The sequence below is a fragment of the Nakamurella aerolata genome (assembly GCF_013002705.1).
Classification (GTDB): domain Bacteria; phylum Actinomycetota; class Actinomycetes; order Mycobacteriales; family Nakamurellaceae; genus Nakamurella; species Nakamurella aerolata.
In genome coordinates this window covers 39,762-56,190 of record NZ_JABEND010000007.1, presented here as the reverse complement: position 1 = coordinate 56,190, position 16,429 = coordinate 39,762, and the positions used below count along the sequence as shown (strand labels likewise).

At 70.3% G+C, this 16,429-nt stretch carries 16 protein-coding genes; 5 read left to right on the top strand and 11 right to left on the bottom strand.

The window, feature by feature from the left end:
• Positions 1-306: 306 nt before the first annotated feature.
• On the top strand, positions 307-2,559 hold the full coding sequence (locus tag HKD39_RS12665; RefSeq protein ID WP_171200246.1) for a DNA internalization-related competence protein ComEC/Rec2: 2,253 nt from the start codon (positions 307-309) through the stop codon (positions 2,557-2,559).
• Between the two features lie 22 nt (positions 2,560-2,581).
• Here HKD39_RS12665 and HKD39_RS12660 read toward each other — a convergent pair whose 3' ends face one another.
• The gene (locus tag HKD39_RS12660; protein ID WP_171200245.1) at positions 2,582-2,929 is read right to left on the bottom strand and encodes a MerR family transcriptional regulator; all 348 of its coding nucleotides are present in this window, start codon (positions 2,927-2,929) and stop codon (positions 2,582-2,584) included.
• 414 nt (positions 2,930-3,343) lie between these two features.
• Here HKD39_RS12660 and HKD39_RS12655 point away from each other — a divergent pair, with 414 nt between their 5' ends.
• Positions 3,344-3,685, top strand: coding sequence for a hypothetical protein (locus tag HKD39_RS12655; protein WP_171200244.1), 342 nt, complete (start codon positions 3,344-3,346; stop codon positions 3,683-3,685).
• Positions 3,686-3,944: 259 nt separating this feature from the next.
• Positions 3,945-4,586, top strand: coding sequence for a LysE family transporter (locus HKD39_RS12650; RefSeq protein ID WP_171200243.1), 642 nt, complete (start codon positions 3,945-3,947; stop codon positions 4,584-4,586).
• A gap of 53 nt (positions 4,587-4,639) precedes the next feature.
• Here the strand turns inward: HKD39_RS12650 and HKD39_RS12645 are convergent, their stop codons facing one another.
• The 4 genes from HKD39_RS12645 to HKD39_RS12630 form a co-directional block, all read right to left on the bottom strand.
• Positions 4,640-5,215, bottom strand: coding sequence for a DUF6886 family protein (locus HKD39_RS12645; RefSeq protein ID WP_171200242.1), 576 nt, complete (start codon positions 5,213-5,215; stop codon positions 4,640-4,642).
• Positions 5,216-5,222: 7 nt separating this feature from the next.
• Complete coding sequence (locus tag HKD39_RS12640; RefSeq protein WP_171200241.1) at positions 5,223-5,918, bottom strand: maleylpyruvate isomerase N-terminal domain-containing protein; 696 nt, start codon at positions 5,916-5,918, stop codon at positions 5,223-5,225.
• Positions 5,919-6,141: 223 nt separating this feature from the next.
• The gene (locus HKD39_RS12635; protein WP_171200240.1) at positions 6,142-6,705 is read right to left on the bottom strand and encodes a DUF1203 domain-containing protein; all 564 of its coding nucleotides are present in this window, start codon (positions 6,703-6,705) and stop codon (positions 6,142-6,144) included.
• A gap of 106 nt (positions 6,706-6,811) precedes the next feature.
• Positions 6,812-7,546, bottom strand: a complete 735-nt coding sequence (locus tag HKD39_RS12630) for an SDR family NAD(P)-dependent oxidoreductase (protein ID WP_171200239.1) — start codon at positions 7,544-7,546, stop codon at positions 6,812-6,814.
• 77 nt (positions 7,547-7,623) lie between these two features.
• Here HKD39_RS12630 and HKD39_RS12625 point away from each other — a divergent pair, with 77 nt between their 5' ends.
• Together HKD39_RS12625 and HKD39_RS12620 are read left to right on the top strand one after the other, a co-directional pair.
• Positions 7,624-8,157, top strand: a complete 534-nt coding sequence (locus HKD39_RS12625) for a MarR family winged helix-turn-helix transcriptional regulator (protein ID WP_171200238.1) — start codon at positions 7,624-7,626, stop codon at positions 8,155-8,157.
• A 107-nt stretch (positions 8,158-8,264) separates the two neighbouring features.
• Positions 8,265-9,644 carry an aspartate aminotransferase family protein gene (locus HKD39_RS12620; protein WP_171200237.1) on the top strand — a complete coding sequence of 460 codons (1,380 nt, stop codon included), beginning with the start codon at positions 8,265-8,267 and terminating at the stop codon, positions 9,642-9,644.
• 59 nt (positions 9,645-9,703) lie between these two features.
• On the opposite strand, the gene hemL is transcribed toward HKD39_RS12620, so the two are convergent.
• From hemL to hemQ, 6 genes are all read right to left on the bottom strand, one after another.
• Positions 9,704-11,101: a glutamate-1-semialdehyde 2,1-aminomutase gene (gene hemL, locus HKD39_RS12615; RefSeq protein WP_171200236.1), complete on the bottom strand. Its 1,398-nt coding sequence runs from the start codon at positions 11,099-11,101 to the stop codon at positions 9,704-9,706.
• Between the two features lie 68 nt (positions 11,102-11,169).
• Complete coding sequence (hemB, locus tag HKD39_RS12610; protein WP_171200235.1) at positions 11,170-12,192, bottom strand: porphobilinogen synthase; 1,023 nt, start codon at positions 12,190-12,192, stop codon at positions 11,170-11,172.
• Between the two features lie 5 nt (positions 12,193-12,197).
• Positions 12,198-13,100, bottom strand: coding sequence for a uroporphyrinogen-III synthase (locus HKD39_RS12605; protein ID WP_171200234.1), 903 nt, complete (start codon positions 13,098-13,100; stop codon positions 12,198-12,200).
• On the bottom strand, positions 13,100-14,248 hold the full coding sequence (gene hemC, locus HKD39_RS12600) for a hydroxymethylbilane synthase (RefSeq protein WP_171200233.1): 1,149 nt from the start codon (positions 14,246-14,248) through the stop codon (positions 13,100-13,102). The genes HKD39_RS12605 and hemC overlap by 1 nt, the downstream gene beginning before the upstream one ends.
• Positions 14,245-15,579: a ferrochelatase gene (locus tag HKD39_RS12595; protein WP_171200232.1), complete on the bottom strand. Its 1,335-nt coding sequence runs from the start codon at positions 15,577-15,579 to the stop codon at positions 14,245-14,247. The genes hemC and HKD39_RS12595 overlap by 4 nt, the downstream gene beginning before the upstream one ends.
• Complete coding sequence (hemQ, locus tag HKD39_RS12590; protein ID WP_171200231.1) at positions 15,576-16,397, bottom strand: hydrogen peroxide-dependent heme synthase; 822 nt, start codon at positions 16,395-16,397, stop codon at positions 15,576-15,578. The genes HKD39_RS12595 and hemQ overlap by 4 nt, the downstream gene beginning before the upstream one ends.
• Positions 16,398-16,429 lie beyond the last annotated feature (32 nt).

Sequence of the window (16,429 nt, the reverse complement as noted above, 5' to 3'; positions counted from 1 at the left end):
GGAGTGTGGTCTGGCACCGCGACGGCGCTCGTCGCCGGACCGCAATGGTGGCGCAGCCAAGGCCCAGCTCTGGCCGCCGGGTGTGTGCTGCTGACTCTCGTGTTGTGGGTGGCGTCGTCCCGCCGCCGGCCATCGGCTGGGTCGCGACGGTTGCGGCCGGATCAGCCCGAGCGACCGGCGCGGTCGGATCGGCGTGAGCGGCCGGCGTGGTCGGATCGGCGCGAGCGACAGCCGCAGCGGCGGCGAGGTGACCAGCCGGGGCAGTCACAGTCACGGTCACAGTCACAGTCACAGTCACGGTCGCAGTTGCCATCGCAGGCGCGGCGGCGGTGGTTGTCGGGATGGGGCTGGGAACCCGGCGTCCGAGTGCTGTTCGCCGGCGTAGCGGCGGGCCTTGCGGTCGGCGGGCTCACCGTCACCGCGGCGGCGGACGATCCGCTGACAACCACAGCGGCACACGGTGGCAGCGCCGTGCTCACCGTCAGGGTGACCGGTCCGCCGATCGCGCTGCGCAGCAGCTTCGGATCGGACTCCGAGCCGCAGGCCGGCACGGCCAGCGCGCAACAACGTTATCGGGTGCCGGCCCGCGCGCTGACCGCCGCAGCGGCCGGAAGTGAGTGGGAGAGCGAACTTTCGGTATCGGTGCTCGGCAGCGGTACGGCGTGGGCGACGCTGACGCCCGGCACCGTCGTCCGGGTCCGGGGAACCACCGGGCCGGACGACTTCCCGGCCGTTCCTGGGGTGCAGGTGCGGGCAATGGGCGAGCCGACGCTGCTGTCCGCGGGACCGTGGTGGCAACGCGCCGCGGGATCGGTGCGTACGGCCATCGCCGACTACGCCGAGCGGATGGGCGGCGACGCCGGCGCCCTGCTTCCCGGGCTGGTGGTCGGTGACACCAGCCGCATCGACGACCGGCTCGACGCCGATGCCAAGTCCACCGGCCTCACCCACCTGCTCGCGGTGTCCGGCTCGCATTTCGCGCTGGTCTGCGGCCTGACCGTGCTGCTGCTGCGTCGCACCCTCGGACTGCGCGTTGCGGCGGTCGGCGGCGGCGTTGTACTGCTCGGGCTGGTGGTGCTGGTCGGTCCGCAACCGTCGGTGCTGCGGGCCGCGGTGATGGGTGCGGTCGGCATTGCCGCCATGCTGATGGGACGATCGCGGACGGCGCTGCCGGCCCTGTGCGGGGCGGCCGCCGGACTGCTGCTGGTCGAGCCGGAATTGGCGGTGAGCATCGGATTCGCGCTGTCGGTCGCGGCCACAGCGGGCTTGGTGTTGTGCGCGCCGGCGTGGATCAAAGCGCTGCAGCGCAGCGGGTTTCCGCTGGGCTGGGCATCGCTGCTGGTCATCCCGGTGGCGGCCGGACTGGCCACCATGCCGCTGATCGTGCTGTTGTCAGACGCGGTGTCGCTGGCCAGCGTGCCCGCCAACATAGCGGTCGCTCCTGCCGTGCCGATCGCTCTGGTTCTCGGCCTGCTGTCCGGACTGGTCGGTGCGTGCTGGCCGACCGGAGGCTGGTGGCTGGCGCAGGCGAGCGAGCCGTTTCTCGGCTGGATCGCCACCGTGGCGCACCGGCTCGCCCGGCTGCCGCAGGCGACGGTGGCGTGGCCAGGAACCCTGACGGGTGCGCTGGTGCTTGCCGTCGTCACGGTGTTGACCGTGTTCGCGTTGCGCCACCGCAGGTTTCGGATGCTTGCCTTTACTGCGGTGGCAGGTGCGCTGCTGGTACTAGCGCCGGTACAGGCGCTACCGCCGCTGGGTTGGCCCCCACCAGGCTGGCTGGCGGTCGGCTGCGAGGTGGGCCAGGGCGATGCGTTCGTGCTGTCCACCGACCAACCCGGCACCGTTGTGCTGGTTGACGCTGGGCCGGATCCGATGCTGGTGGACGCCTGCCTTGAAGCGTTGGGAGTGGGCACCATCGCACTGCTGGTGCTCACCCACCTGCATGCCGACCATGTCGGCGGGCTGGCGGGAGCGCTCGGTGGCCGCTCGGTCGGTGGCATCGCCGTGGGGCCGCAGCGTGACCCGCCCGCCGACTTCGCCAGGCTGGCGGCAACGGCGCGGTCCCGCGGCATCCCGTTGCTGGCCGCCAACTCCGGGACCAGCTGGGCATCCGGCGGGCTGTCTGTACAGGTGCTCGGACCGGCAAAAGCGTTCCACGGCACCGACTCAGACCCGAACAACGACTCGGTGGTGTTGCGGGTCGAGCGGGCCGGTGTGCGGATCCTGTTGTCCGGCGACATCGAGCCGGAGGCGCAGCGCGTCCTGCTGCGCCGGCCGGAGCAGTTGCGTGCCGAGGTCTTGAAGGTGCCGCACCACGGTTCGGCGAAAGACCTGCCGGAATTTCTGGCGGCAGTGCGGCCGAGGGTCGCGATGATCGGCGTCGGCCAGCAGAACGATTACGGGCACCCGGCACCCGCGCTGCTGAGACGGTTGGCGGACGTTGGCACGAATGCGGTGCTGCGCACCGACATTGACGGGGACATCGCCGTCGGGGTCGTCGACGGCCGGCTCACCGAAACCCGACGCGGCGCGGTGCTCAGGGCGTCCAGAGCGCCCTGAGCACCCTGAGCGCCGACGCACGCTATCCGGCGGACGCGGACAGCTTCTCCTGCAACAACTTCAGCGTGCGGCGATCAGCCGCGATGCGCGCCCGCAGTCGGTCGGCGTGTTCCCGCAACACTCGCCGCGCGACGGCGCACGGCTGCACGCTGCCATCAGGATCGAGGCAAGGGCGGATCGTGGAGATGTCGGCCAGTGACAGGCCGGCCGCCAACAACGAGCGCAACCGCCGCACCTCGTCGACAGCGGCCTCATCGAACACCCGGTAGCCATTGGCGAGCCGGCGCGAGCTGAGCAACTGAGCCCGGTCGTAGTGCCGGATCGATCGCGGCGAGGCCCCGGCGCGCCTGGCCAGTTCAGCAACCTGCATGACCTCATTGTGCCGCTGTGGGCTGCCGCCGCGTTGTGCGGCTACCGCTGTGGGCTGCCGCGTTGTGCGGCCATCGCTGTGGGCTGCTGTCGCGTTGTGCTACTGCCGCTGTGGGCTGCTGTCGCGTTGTGCGGCTACCGCTGTGGGCGGCTACCGCGTTGTGCGGCTACCGCTGACGCCCGGGCTCGCTCGCGCCGCGGGTCATCCATTCGGCGCGGTTGATCATTCGCTGCAGCCGCGGTCGACCCCGCGGCCGCTGAGCCGAATCGTGGCCACTGGTGCAGCAGCTGATGAATGCCACCGCACAGTGCTGGGGCGCCACTGGCGCGGGAACGAGCAGCTGGGCTCCGGCCGGCGGCAGACCGGATTCTGCGACTTGACCTGTACACCAAAGAACAGCTTTAGCGTTGCGCCATGACGTTGACTCATCACTTTCCGATGCTGGACGTTCCTGCCGACCTCGCCGGCGGCGGGGTGGTAGATGCGTTGTACCGCTTCGGTTTGGGCCAGGATCTGGGGCATCAAGCGCAGGCCGGTCAGCTGTTCCGATCGGCGTTCACGGCCGAGGCGACCCTCGATTTCCGGCCGGCAGCACAGTTCTGCGGGCTGGACGTGCCGCTGATGCAGGGCAGGGACACGATCAGCTCGGTCATCCTGAACCCTGAGACGCGCATCGTCACCACTCGGCGGATGAGCAGCGTGGTGATCGACTGCGTATGGTTCACCGGCGACCCGCGGGTGATCGTCGGCAACTGAATGGCCCCGGCTGATCCGGCGTTCACCATCGCTTCGCCGTCGAGCGCACCGGTGATCGCGACGGGTGTGCAGCACCAGCTGTGGAAGCACAAGAGGCACCGGAGCTGAAGTGTCCGAAAGTGGCTTCTCGTTCCGTATTTTCCGCGGCGCCCCGCGGGCGATCGGCGACGAGAAGCCACTTTCGGCGTTTAGATGGATCAGCCCGATCGTCGGCAACCGAGTGGCGCTGAGTGGTCCGTTACCGATTAGCGTGAGCCGGGTGCCTGTCAACCCGAGCCTGGCCGCCGGTTTCCTGTTGCTCTCCGCGTTGCTGTCGGCCATCCCCGGCCCATCGGTGTTGTTGGAGACCGGCCGCGCCATCACCACGGGGCGCCGGGCGGCGATGTGGATCGTGTTCGGCAACGCGCTCGGCGGGATGGCGTTGCTCGCTCTGGTGCTCGCCGGGCTCGGGGCGATCGTTGCCGCGTCGGCCAAGCTCTTCCTGATCGTGAAGATTGCCGGCGCGGGTAACCTACTCTGGCTCGGGGTGCAATCGCTCCGTTCAGCCCGGCGCCCCGACATCGGCGGTACGGCGACAACGACGGCGGGTGCGCCGGCCACCGGGTTCAACGGGCTGCGGCAGGGATTCATCGTCGGCGTCGCCAATCCCAAGAGCATCGTCTCGCTGATGGCGATCCTTCCGCAGTTCGTCGACCACCAGATCGGTCACCCTGCACTCCAGATGGCCATTATCGGCATCGTCGGTGGGCTGGCGCAGGTGCTCATCGAGATCATCTGGGTGGTGGCGGCCGGAGCACTCAGAAGCTGGTTCCAGCAACGTCCCCGGCGGTTGCAGCGACTCAAGGCCGGCGCCGGGATCGCGATGATCGGCATGGCGGGCAGGGTCGCGGTCCAGCGCTGATCGTCACCGACGCGCATCCACGTGCTCCGCAACAGCCGCGCTCCGCGGCGCGGTCACGGGGTGGCGTCGGCGGAACTGCTGTTGTGCAGCCGGATTCCGGAGAACTCGACGGTGGAGTCGATCACCGCTCGCCACCACGGCCAGAGGCTGGGGGTGACGCGGAGCTCGATGCCGGCATCGGCATGCTGGGCGAGAAGGTCGGCCAGTTCAATGCGGTCAACGGCGGTGACCGGCTCCCAGCTGACCCAATAGCCCCCGGCATCGGGGTGCTTGGAAAACGTGTCGGCCGGCAACCGGTAGCCGAACAGGCGGCAGGCGCGCATCCGGTCGAGCCAATCGCTCTCGATCACATGGATGCGAGAGGTGTTGCTGTGGCCGAAGAACCGCCGTCGATCTTCGTCGGTTGTCGCCTCGCCCGGCCAGATGCAGCCGCGTGGGCATTGCGGCGGAAACCAGTACGTCGGCGCATGCCAGGTGTCAACCGCCCAGACCTGTGCGGTGGATCGGTCGCGTTGGGTCGGTGCAATCCTCGGCGTGAACGTTGCCAGGTCGGCGTCCTCGCTGAAGTGCCACAACGCGAACGGGCCTGCGTCTGCATCATCCGGTGCTGCGCCGGTGGCTCCCGTCATCGACTGCTCAAAAGGCCGAGAGCGGTTGCTGCCGCTCGGTTCTGGTCAAGGTGCTGACCAGGGCCTGCTGCCCGTGCTTGGCGACTGCGAGCCGCACCAGCAGGTCTCGGACCGGCTCGAACACCTCCGGTGCGAACTCGGGCATCGGAACGTCGAGCGAGGCGGCCAGGTCGGCCGAATGCACCACGATCTCCAGCATCCTGGTGAGCAGGAAGTTGTCGCGGCGCAGCGCCCAGCCCTGCCACGGGATGAACACCACTGGTTGGGCGGCACCGTCGTTCAGCAGCGTGCACACCGCGGCGAGTGATTCGCGGACACGCTGCAGCAGCGCGGCGACGCCCAGTTCGGCTTCAGCGTCGTCAGCGCTGCGGTCGTTGGCGGCATCCTCGAGTGAAGTCGACCGCACCCACGGCGCCTGCCGGTAGTGATCGTCAACCTCGGGCAACGGTTGTTGATCGGTGCTGGCGGGCAACAGCTCCGCTGCCCGCCGCGGCTGCCGGCCGAGATGGCAGGCAAGCGCACCGACCGACATCTTCGGCAGTGCGCTGGGCTCGTTCCACCGAGCTGCGACCTCCGACGTGCCGAGCAGGGTCAGCATCGTCTCCGCCGCTTCGAGGAACGATCCGTCCAGCCGGGAAACCTGGTGCAGGGGAGCGGTGCCTCGGCTGCTGACACCGACTGCCTCGGAGGGTTCCTGATCCACCCCGCCAGCCTCTCACAAGGAGGAGTTGCACACCTGGGACGCCAGCACGGTTGCTCCGCGGGTGGGCTGGTTGCCCGGGACTGCGGTCAACCGTCGTTGTCGACGTTTGCTGCAGGCAGCTGCGCGGAAGCCGCGAATGCAGGGGATCCGAGGAATCTGCGTACCAGGAAACGGCAATTGGTCGGCGAGCGTTGCGCCGGTTGCCCGGGGGTTGGAGCGGTGATCAGCGCCGGCGGGCGCCGAACGCGTAGCAACCGGCGAGCACGTTGTAGGCATGGACGAACTCGACGCGGGGATCGGTGAGCATGTCGGCAATCTCGCCGACGATGTTCGGACGGCCGTGTGCGGGGCCGACCAAGCGCCCGAGGTCGTAGACGATGGTGTGCTCGCGATCGTCGTCGGTGCCGTACCCGCGCAGGATCTTCGCCTGGTCGCTGAACTGCGCCGGCAACGCGCCGTCGAAGGCGGCGCTGCCGGCGCAGGGATCGGCGTGAATCACCACCGGCCCGGTCGCGCGGTACGGACTGTTCCACGGGAACGGCGAGAACGCGACGATTGCCACCCGCTCACCCGGCCGCGAGGTGGCAAGGCAGCACCGCAGCGGCCACTGGTCGCCGCGGTCCACAAAAGGCCGCACCGGGTTCCCGGCGTGGTCGATCTTCGCGATCCGTAGTTGGCGCACTGCGTGGTCGTCGAGGCCGAAGAACTCAACGCCCCCGGCTGGCTCCGGCCGGGCGCGCTCCGCAGAAGTGTTGCCCTGCAGGGTGTCGACCGTGTTGTTGCTCATGCAGCCAGCCTGTCGGAACAGCGCTGCACATGCTGGCGGGAAACGGACCAGGCGTTGCGACGACAGGTGGCATCGCACCGACAACGGCAGCAATCTCCCCGCCGGCCTATCTGGTGGTGAAGGCTCCACCGTTCAGATGCAGGTTCTGGCCGGTGATGTGCCGCGACGCGGGCGACAGCAGAAAGTCCACTAGCGCCACCACGTCGTCAGGATGGCCGACCCGGCCAAGTGCAGTCTGCTGCCGCAACTGTTCCGCCCGCTCCGACCTCATCTGATCGGCGAAGAACTCGGTGTCGGTGATGTATCCAGGAGCGATGCAGTTGACCCTGATCCCGCGCGGTCCGAGCTCGGCCGCCTGCCCTGCGGCGTAGGCGGCGACCGCGGCCTTGGCCGGGCCGTAGAAACCGGAGCTGTACTCCGCGCCGATCGACGAGAAGCACACAACGCTGGCGTCATCGGCGAGTTGCCCGCTCAGTGCCGCCAGCGTCAGCACTGTGGAACGCAGGTTGGAGTCGAGAGTGGCCTGGTAGAGCTCGGCGACCTGCCGCAACGAGGCCGGATCGGGCCGACCCGTTGCCGGGTTACCGCCGGCCGCGAGCACCAGGCCGTGCACCGGCTCCGTCACCCGATCGGCCAACCGCCCAACGTCATCGACGTCGGCGTTGTCACACACCAGATGTTCGATTCGGCCGCTACTCCGCCCGGTCTGCTCAGACAGGTCCGACAGCGCGGCCAGTGGTTCCGACCGCCGGCCGGTGACCAGTACTCGCTTGCCCGCCGCCTGACCCGCCAACGCGACGGCCCGTCCGATACCCGTGCCGCCCCCGGTCACGATCAACATGCTGCAACCCTTTCGTTAAGCACTAAACGTCTCGTACGTTTAGACCTTAACCCATACTGCGACCTATGCTTCCGGGTATGCCATCAGCACTGGACCGAGCCGGTCAGATCGAGCAGGCCTGGCGCCGCGAACGCCCAGACCTGGATCCGTCGGCCGTCGGCATCGTCACCCGAATCTGGCACCTGGCCAAGATTTTCAGCGACGAACGGCGCACGCTGCTGGCAGCCGAAGACATCGACCCGGCGTCCATGGACCTACTCGGCGCCCTGCGTCGTTCAGGCTCTCCCTACGCGCTGACCACCCGCGAACTGGCGCGGCAAACGTTGGTCACCCCCGCCGCCGTCTCGCAGCGATTGACCCGAGCGGAGCAGCGGGGCTGGGTGACCCGCGAGCCGGGGGAGCACCGCGCGGTGCTGGTGCGGCTGACCGACTCCGGGCAGCGCCGGGTGGACGATATCGTCGGCCGCATCTTCCAGCGGGAGGCCGAGTTGCTGGCCGGCATCAGCTCGGCTCAGCGCTCGGTGCTGGCCCGCGAGCTGCGCCGCCTGCTGCACAGCCTCGACGACGACCGTGCCGGGCAGCCGCTACCCGGCGTCGGCAGCCAGGTCTGACTGTCGGCCGCGGTAGCCCGAGGGCAGCACGCCACCGGCGGCCGGCGGTGAATGCAGCCCGCCCCGCGATGGTTGTTGCACCCAGCGGCGGCACCTACCCTTGCTCCATGACGGCACTCGCGGGACAGACCGCTCCGACCTCGGCGACCAGCCCAGCCACCGGTACGCAGGCCGGTGGCCTTGAGTCCGATGCCGCGTACATCGGCGCCGCCCAGCAGCACTTGGTCCGGTACGGCGGGCAGTTCAGCCCGGTGCTGATCGAGCGGGCGGCCGGCAGCTATCTGTACCGCGCCGGCGGGGAACGCATCCTCGACTTCACGTCTGGACAAATGAGTTCCATCCTGGGCCACTCGCATCCGGCCATCGTGGAAACCGTGCGCCGGCAGATCGGAGAGCTCGACCACCTGTTCTCCGGAATGCTGTCCCGGCCGGTGGTGACGCTGGCCGAACGGCTCGCCGCCACCATGCCGGACCCGCTGGAGCGGGTGCTGCTGCTCACCACCGGCGCCGAGTCGAACGAGGCCGCGATCCGGATGGCGAAGCTGGTGACCGGCAAACACGAGATCGTCGCGTTCGCGCGCTCCTGGCACGGCATGACGCAGGCCGCCGCCTCGGCCACCTACTCGGCCGGCCGCAAGGGATATGGGCCGTCCATCGGCAACTTCGCCATCCCGGTGCCGAATGCCTACCGGCCAGACCTGGTCGATGCCGACGGCGCACTGGACTGGCAGAAGCAGCTCGACCTTGCCTTCGACCTGATCGACGCACAGTCCTCCGGCAGCCTGGCGGCGTGCATCGTCGAGCCGATCCTGTCCTCCGGAGGCATCATCGAGCTGCCGGTCGGCTACCTGGCGGCGCTGCGCGCCAAGTGCGACGAGCGCGGCATGCTGCTGATCATTGACGAGGCCCAGACCGGGCTGGGCCGCACGGGAGACTGGTACGCCTTCGAGCGGGACGGGGTGGTCCCTGACATCCTCACCGTCTCCAAGACGCTGGGCGCCGGACTGCCGCTGGCCGCGATGATCACCAGCGCCGCGATCGAGGAGCAGGCCAACGAACGGGGTTTCCTGTTCTTCACCACCCACGTCTCCGACCCGGTGGTGGCGGCCGTCGGCAACACGGTGCTGGACGTCCTGCAGCGCGACAGCCTGGTGCAGCGCGCCGGCGAGTTGGGCGATCGGCTGCGAGAAGGCTTGCTGGAGCTGCAGTCCCGGCATCGGGTGATCGGAGACGTCCGCGGACGCGGCTTGCTGCAGGGCCTCGAACTGGTGACGGACCGGGACACCAAGGCCCCGGCCGACGAATTGGGCGCCCAGGTCACCCAGCGCTGCCTCGAGCTGGGGCTGCACCTGAACGTGGTGCAGCTGCGCGGCATGGGCGGGACGTTCCGCATCGCCCCGCCGCTGACCGCCAGCGACGACGAGATCGCCGCCGGGCTCGACATTCTCGACCGGGCGTTGACCAGCGTGACCGGTGGTCGCGACTGACGCGGGGCTGGTGACCACCGGCCCGCGCGGCTGGCGCGCACCGCCGGACGCCGGACTGCTCAGCCGGCCGACTGAGCTGCCGCGGCCGCTCGTGCGGCGGCCGGGGCGGCAGCCGCGATGCGCTGCAGGGTGGCGTCGTCGTGGGCGGCGGAGACGAACCACGCCTCGAACGCCGACGGCGGCAGATACACGCCTTGGTCGAGCATGCTGTGGAAGAACGCGGCAAAGGCCTTGGTGTCCTGAGCTTTTGCCTCGTCGTAGTTGGTGACAGGGGCCGCGGCCGGGGCGGCCCCGAAGAAGATCGAGAACAGGCTGCCGACCGCCTGCACCCGGTGCGGCACCCCGGCAGCGGTCAACGCCTGCGACACCGTCGCGCTCACCGTCCCGGCGGCAGCCTCCAGGTGTGCATAGACCGCGTCCGTGCTGCCACGCAGGTTGGCCAGGCCTGCCGCGGTGGCAATCGGATTGCCGGACAGCGTGCCCGCCTGGTACACCGGCCCCCCGGGAGACAGCAACGCCATGATGTCGGCCCGGCCACCGAAGGCGCCGACCGGCAGTCCGCCGCCGATCACCTTGCCGAACGTCATCAGGTCCGGCGCCCAGGTGCTGTTGGACGGCAACGGATCTGGGTTGTCACCAGCGGCGCGCTCCCAGCCGTACATGCCGGAGGCGGAGACCCGGAAGCCCGTCATCACCTCGTCGGTGATCAGCAGGGCGCCGTCGCCGTGTGCCAGCTCGGCCAGTGCGGCGTTGAAACCGGGAAGCGGGGGAACAACGCCCATGTTGGCGGCTGCGGCCTCGGTGATGACGGCGGCGATCTCGCCGGGGTGCGCCCGGAACGCCGCCCGCACCGCGTCGATGTCGTTGTACGGCACCACGATGGTGTCGCCGGCGGTGGCTTCGGTGACGCCGGCAGAGCCGGGCAGCGCGAAGGTTGCGACGCCCGAGCCGGCAGCCGCCAGCAGCGCGTCGACATGGCCGTGGTAGCAACCCGCGAACTTGATGATCTTGCTGCGGCCGGTGAAGCCACGGGCCAGCCGGATCGCCGACATGGTCGCCTCGGTGCCGGAGGACACCAGCCGTACCTGCTGCACCGGCGGAACCCTGCGGACGATCTCCTCGGCCAGCAGCACCTCGCCCTCACCGGGGGTGCCGAACGACAATCCCCGCGCCACCGCATCGGAAACTGCCTGCAGCACAGCGGGATGGGCATGTCCCAGGATCATCGGTCCCCAAGAGCCAACCAGGTCGACGTAGCTGTCGCCGTCGACGTCGGTGAGGGTGGCGCCGGAGCCGCTGCGCATGAAGCGGGGCGTGCCGCCCACCGAGCCGAAGGCCCGCACGGGGGAGTTGACCCCGCCCGGCGTCACCTGCTGTGCCCGGTCGAACAGCCGAGCACTGGCCGCGGCGGTACCGCCGGACGGCTGGTCGATTCCGGTGGGGCGTTGGGTGGTCATCACGTCTCCTGCCGTGTGGCGGGTGTGGGTGGTCCGGGCGGTGCCGTTCCGGGCACCGCCCGGGTTGGTCAGTCCAGCGCGCCGGTGGCGAATCGCTCGGCCAGCTCGACCGCCCAGTAGGTGAGCACGATCTGGGTGCCGGCGCGTCTGATCGCCGTGACGGTCTCGACGATGGCCCTGTCCCGGTCGATCCAGCCGTTCGCCGCCGCGGCCTCCACCATCGCGTACTCGCCGGATACCTGGTACGCGGCAACGGGTATCCCGGCCCGGGCGCCGATCTCGGCCACGTCACTGAGGATGTCGAGGTAGCCGAGGGCGGGTTTCACCATCACCAGGTCGGCGCCCTCGGCGATGTCCAACAACGCCTCCCTTGTCGCCTCCGCGCGATTCGCCGGGTCCTGTTGGTAGGTACGGCGATCGCCCTGCAACGCCGAGTCGACGGCCTCTCGGAACGGCCCGTAGAACGCCGAGGCGTACTTGGCGGCGTAGCCGAACACCCCGGTGTCGAGATCGCCGGCCTCGTCCAGCGCGGCCCGGACGGCGGCGACCTGACCGTCCATCATTCCCGAGGTACCCAACAGGTCCGCCCCCGACGCCGCCTGTGCCAGCGCCATGTCCGCGTACCGGACCAGGGTGGCGTCGTTGTCGACGGCGCCGTCGGCGGTCAGCACCCCGCAGTGCCCGTGATCGGTGAATTCGTCAAGGCACAGATCTGCCATCAGCACCGTGGCATCACCCAGGTCCGACTTCAGGGCGCGCAACGCGACGTTGAGAATGCCGTCGGGGTGGTCGGCCTGGCTGCCGACCGCGTCGCGTTCGGCCGGGATGCCGAACAGCATCAGACCGCCGACCCCGGCGGTGACGGCCTGCTCCGCGGCGCGGCGCAGCGAGTCGATGGTGTGCTGCTGCACGCCAGGCATCGACGCCAGCGGCGCCGGCTCGGTCAATTCCTGCTTGACGAACATCGGCAGCACCAGATCGCTTGGCTGCCAGCGAGTTTGGGCAACGAGCCGGCGCAGCGCAGGGGTGCGGCGCAGCCGGCGTGGCCGATCGATCGGGGTCGGAACGGACGGGCGTTCAGCGGCGGGCATGCAACCTACCTTCCATCGGTGACGGGTACGTGCTTGTCGGCAAGGGCGGCCGCGATGGCGTCGACTGTCGCGCCATCGGTCGGGGCGGTGGCGACCGCGGCCACCGGCACCCGTTGGTCGCGCAGCGCCGCCGCGGTGCTCTCGCCGATGGCCACCACCGGTGGCAACTGTGCAGGCGCTGCCGCCGCCAGCAGCGCCGGTAGCCCGGATGGTGAAGACACCACTACACAATCGAACGCGCCGGCGTGCAGATCGGCGGCGACCGTGGCTGGCAGCGTTGCGCTGACCGTGCGGTAGGCCGGCACCCCGCGAACCTGGAAGCCCTTGTCGGCCAGCGCTTTCGCCAGTTCGGGCCGGGCGATGTCGGACTGCGGCAGCAGGACCAGCGGCCGGGATCCGGTGGCCGGGTGCGGGAACGCCGCGCCGAGGGCAACGCCGGAGGCAGCGCCCGACGGAGTCAGGTCGACCGGCAACCCCGCGTCGCGCAACGCGGCCGCGGTACTCGGCCCGACCGCTGCCACCCGCACTCCCGCGGCCAGCGTTGGCTGCACCGCGAGCGAGCGTGCCCTGTCCACCACCGCACTCACCGCGTTGACCGAGGTGAAGGCCACCCACTCCACGTCGCCGCTGGACAGCGCAAGCACGGCAGCGTCCAACTCAGCCGAGTCGGCCGGGGGCTGCACCTGGATCAGCGGTACCGCCTGCGCCGACGCCCCGGCGGCGGCCAGCGCACCGATCAGCCCGCCGCTGCGGCCGGGGGAGCGGCCGATCAACACCCGGGCGCCGGCCAGCCGAGAGCGGTCAGGGGGCTCGGGGGTCGCATCCGAACCGGCCGGCTCGCCGGAAACCCGTTGCTGCCCGACCGTTGTGGCCCTGCCGCCGGGCGGCGACTCGGCTACCGGCCCCATCAGGTTCGTCCCATCAGGCCGGCAGCACCATCGGCCAGCAGCCCGGACGCCAGCTCCAACCCCGCGGCCACCGCCGGCGCTTCCAGCGCGGCGATCGCCGTTGGATCGACGCCGGTGCCGGCAATGCCAGCAGCGCCGTCGGCGTTGTCAGCGCCGTCAGCACCAGCGCTGCCAGGCTCGTCAACACCGGTGCCATCACGACCGGCAACGGTCCCCGGGAGCGGGAAGCGCAGCTGCCTGGTCAACTGTGCCGACCCGTCCGGGGCGGTGACCTGTGCGGTCAACAGCAGCATGTCGCCGTCCGGAACGGCCAGCGCCGATACCGGCGCCGAGCAGCCCGCCTCCAGACCGGCTAGCACTGCCCGTTCGGCGGCGGCGGCGAGCCGGGTCGGCAGGTCGTCGATCGCCGCGAGACCCGTTTGGTACCAGGGCACTTCGGGATGGGCCGCGGTCTCGACGGCGAGTGCCCCCTGCGCCGGGGCCGGCACAAACTCGCTCGGGTCCAGTCGCTGACTGATGCGCTCCGCCCGGCCCAACCGCCGCAGCCCGGCAGCGGCCAGCAGCACGGCGTCCAGCTCACCGGAATCGACGTAGCCGAGCCGGGTGTCGACGTTCCCGCGGATCGGCACCACCTCGAGATCCGGGCGGCGAGCGAGCAGCTGCGCGGCCCGGCGCGGAGATCCAGTGCCGATCCTGGCACCGGGCGCCAGCTCCGCCAGCCCGCGACCATCCTTGCTGCACAACGCATCTGCCGGGTCTTCCCGAGCGGGAACGGCCGCCAGTCGCAGATCGCTCTCCGGCGCGGTGGGCAGATCCTTCGCCGAATGCACCACCAGATCGACGGTGCCGTCCCGCAGGGCCTGCCGCACCGCGGTGACGAACACCCCGGTCCCACCGATGCTGGCCAGGGCCGCCCTGTTGACGTCGCCCTCGGTGCGAATGCGCACCAGCTCAACCGCAACCGCGGGCGCAGATTCCGGAAACCCTTGCGGCACTGTCGATGCTGTCGATCCCGATGCCGATCCCGATGCCGCCAATGCCGCCGCCACCGCGTCCGCGACCTGACCGGACTGGGCCAGTGCCAGCGCGCTGCCCCTGGTACCGACCCGCAGCACGCGGCCGGCGTGCGGTGACGCCGGTGTGGTCACCGTCGGGCGTCCTGAAGGCTCCCGGCCTGCGGAGCGGCGGCGGGAGCGAAGCCGGAGCCGGCCAGTGCGGCCGGATCGGTGTCGGCGGGCCAGTCGGTAGCCGAATCGACCGCGGCAGTAGTGGGTTTGGCCGCCCTGGGGTTGACACAGCAGCCGGCGGCACAGAAGTCCGGGCGGGGTGCGGTGTCGAGCACCGAGTGCCGCGGCAGACACCGGCCCAGCCGGCGCGCGATCGACTCGGCGAGCGCTGCGACGAAGCGCGCGTCGGTGCCGGGGGTTGCCACTCGCCAGTACGCCAGGCCAAGGTCGGCAGCGGTCTGCGCCGCCTCGTTGTCCAGGTCCCAGATCACTTCGACGTGATCGGACACGAAGCCGATCGGCACCACCACAACACCGCGGACGCCGGCGTCGGGCAGTTCGGCGATCACCTCGTTGATGTCCGGCTCCAGCCACGGCACGCTCGGCGAGCCGGACCGCGACTGGTACACCAGCTGCCAGCGCAGACCGGCGTCTTCCGGCCCTGGTGCCGCCGCCGGCTCGTCGACCGGGCCGCTGACGGCAACCTCGGTGCCGGCCTCGGCGAGCAGCCGCCGGACCTCGGCCATCACATAGCGGGCGACCGAAAGATGTTGGGCCACATACGCACCGCCGGGCCGCGTGGTGTCACCCAGCTCGGGCGAGCCGGAGGTGTCGGCCATCGCGGTGGGGATGGAATGGGTGGTGAACAGCACCCTGAGCTCATCCGGTTCGATGCGGCCGGCGAACGCCGACCGGATCGCGGCGAGCGTCCCGTCCACGAACGGGTCAAGGAAACCCGGCTGATCGAAGTACGGAGCGACCTTGTCGATCCGCATCCGGCCGAGTGCCCCGGCGTCGCGCAGCGCCGCACCGAAGTCTTCGCGGTACTGCCGGCACGATGAGTACGACGAGTAGGCGGAAGTGGCCACCGCCAACAGCTTTCGGTGGCCCGCGGCGTCGGCCCGGCGCACCACGTCGGTGAGGTACGGGTCCCAGTTGCGGTTGCCCCACAGCACCGGCAGGTCGATCCCGATGTCGATCAGCGCCTCCTGCAAACGCTGCTGCAGCAAACGGTTCTGCTCGTTGATCGGGCTCACCCCACCGAGCGCCCGGTAGTGCCCGGCGACCTCCTCCAGCCGTTCCTCTGGCACACCGCGGCCGGCGGTCACGTTGCGCAGGAACGGGATGACGTCGTCCTGACCCTCGGGACCGCCGAACCCGGCCAGCAGCACGGCGTCGTACTCCAACGGCTGGGCGGCGATGCGCGCGCCGCTGCCGGTGACGGCGGCAGTCTCGGCGGGTGGGAGCGTCATGCCAGCGCCTGCACCAACTCGGTGGGTGACATCCGCCGTCCGGAGAAGAAGGGGATCTCCTCCCGAACGTGCAGGCGGGCCTGCGAGCTGCGCAGATGCCGCATCAGATCGACGGTGTCGTGCAGTTCGTCCGCCTCCAGCGCCAACAGCCACTCGTAATCGCCGAGGGCGAAGGCCGCCACCGTGTTCGACAACACCTGGTTATATTCGCGGCCCATCATGCCGTGCTCCACCAGCATGCCGCGGCGCTCGTCGTCCGGCAGCAGATACCACTCGTAGGAGCGTACGAACGGGTACACCGTTGCCCAGTTCTTCGCCGGCGCGCCGGCCAGGAACGCGGGGATGTGGCCCTTGTTGAACTCGGCCGGCCGGTGCAGCCCCATGGCCGACCAGGTGGGTTCCAGGCCGCGGCCGACGGCGGTGCGGCGGAGCGCGCGGGTGGCCTCCTGCAGCGATTCCGCAGTGGGACCGTGCCACCACACCATCACATCGGCGTCGGCCCGCATCCCGGACACGTCGTACAGACCACGCACCTGTACGTCGCGCTGGGCCAGCTCGGCCAGCAGATCGGTGAGCTCAGCGGCGCTGTCGTCGGGATTGGCGCCGGGCTCACCGGTACGCCGGTAGACCGAGAACAGGGTGTAGCGGATCTGGTCGTTCACCTCCCGCGCCGAGGGCCGTTTCCGCTCCGCCGTCGGCGCGGACGGCTCCGTCGTCGGCGCGGCCGGCGCCTGCTCGGCTGCCGCGGTGGACCCCGGCTCGGCCGCACCGGCCGGCGCAGCGGGGGAGGTGGCTGGCTTGTCGTGCGCGCTACTCATGCTGTTCATCCTTGTCTCATTCTCGCCTGTCG

What these genes read in the sequence shown, in the direction of transcription:
- HKD39_RS12635 (WP_171200240.1), bottom strand. Translation starts at nt 6,705, where the DNA reads ATGAGCAACAACACGGTCGACACCCTGCAGGGCAACACTTCTGCGGAG.
- HKD39_RS12620 (WP_171200237.1), top strand. Translation starts at nt 8,265, where the DNA reads ATGACGGCACTCGCGGGACAGACCGCTCCGACCTCGGCGACCAGCCCA.
- HKD39_RS12630 (WP_171200239.1), bottom strand. Translation starts at nt 7,546, where the DNA reads ATGTTGATCGTGACCGGGGGCGGCACGGGTATCGGACGGGCCGTCGCG.
- HKD39_RS12625 (WP_171200238.1), top strand. Translation starts at nt 7,624, where the DNA reads ATGCCATCAGCACTGGACCGAGCCGGTCAGATCGAGCAGGCCTGGCGC.
- HKD39_RS12605 (WP_171200234.1), bottom strand. Translation starts at nt 13,100, where the DNA reads ATGGGGCCGGTAGCCGAGTCGCCGCCCGGCGGCAGGGCCACAACGGTC.
- hemB (WP_171200235.1), bottom strand. Translation starts at nt 12,192, where the DNA reads ATGCCCGCCGCTGAACGCCCGTCCGTTCCGACCCCGATCGATCGGCCA.
- hemQ (WP_171200231.1), bottom strand. Translation starts at nt 16,397, where the DNA reads ATGAGTAGCGCGCACGACAAGCCAGCCACCTCCCCCGCTGCGCCGGCC.
- HKD39_RS12645 (WP_171200242.1), bottom strand. Translation starts at nt 5,215, where the DNA reads ATGACGGGAGCCACCGGCGCAGCACCGGATGATGCAGACGCAGGCCCG.
- hemL (WP_171200236.1), bottom strand. Translation starts at nt 11,101, where the DNA reads ATGACCACCCAACGCCCCACCGGAATCGACCAGCCGTCCGGCGGTACC.
- HKD39_RS12595 (WP_171200232.1), bottom strand. Translation starts at nt 15,579, where the DNA reads ATGACGCTCCCACCCGCCGAGACTGCCGCCGTCACCGGCAGCGGCGCG.
- HKD39_RS12655 (WP_171200244.1), top strand. Translation starts at nt 3,344, where the DNA reads ATGACGTTGACTCATCACTTTCCGATGCTGGACGTTCCTGCCGACCTC.
- HKD39_RS12660 (WP_171200245.1), bottom strand. Translation starts at nt 2,929, where the DNA reads ATGCAGGTTGCTGAACTGGCCAGGCGCGCCGGGGCCTCGCCGCGATCG.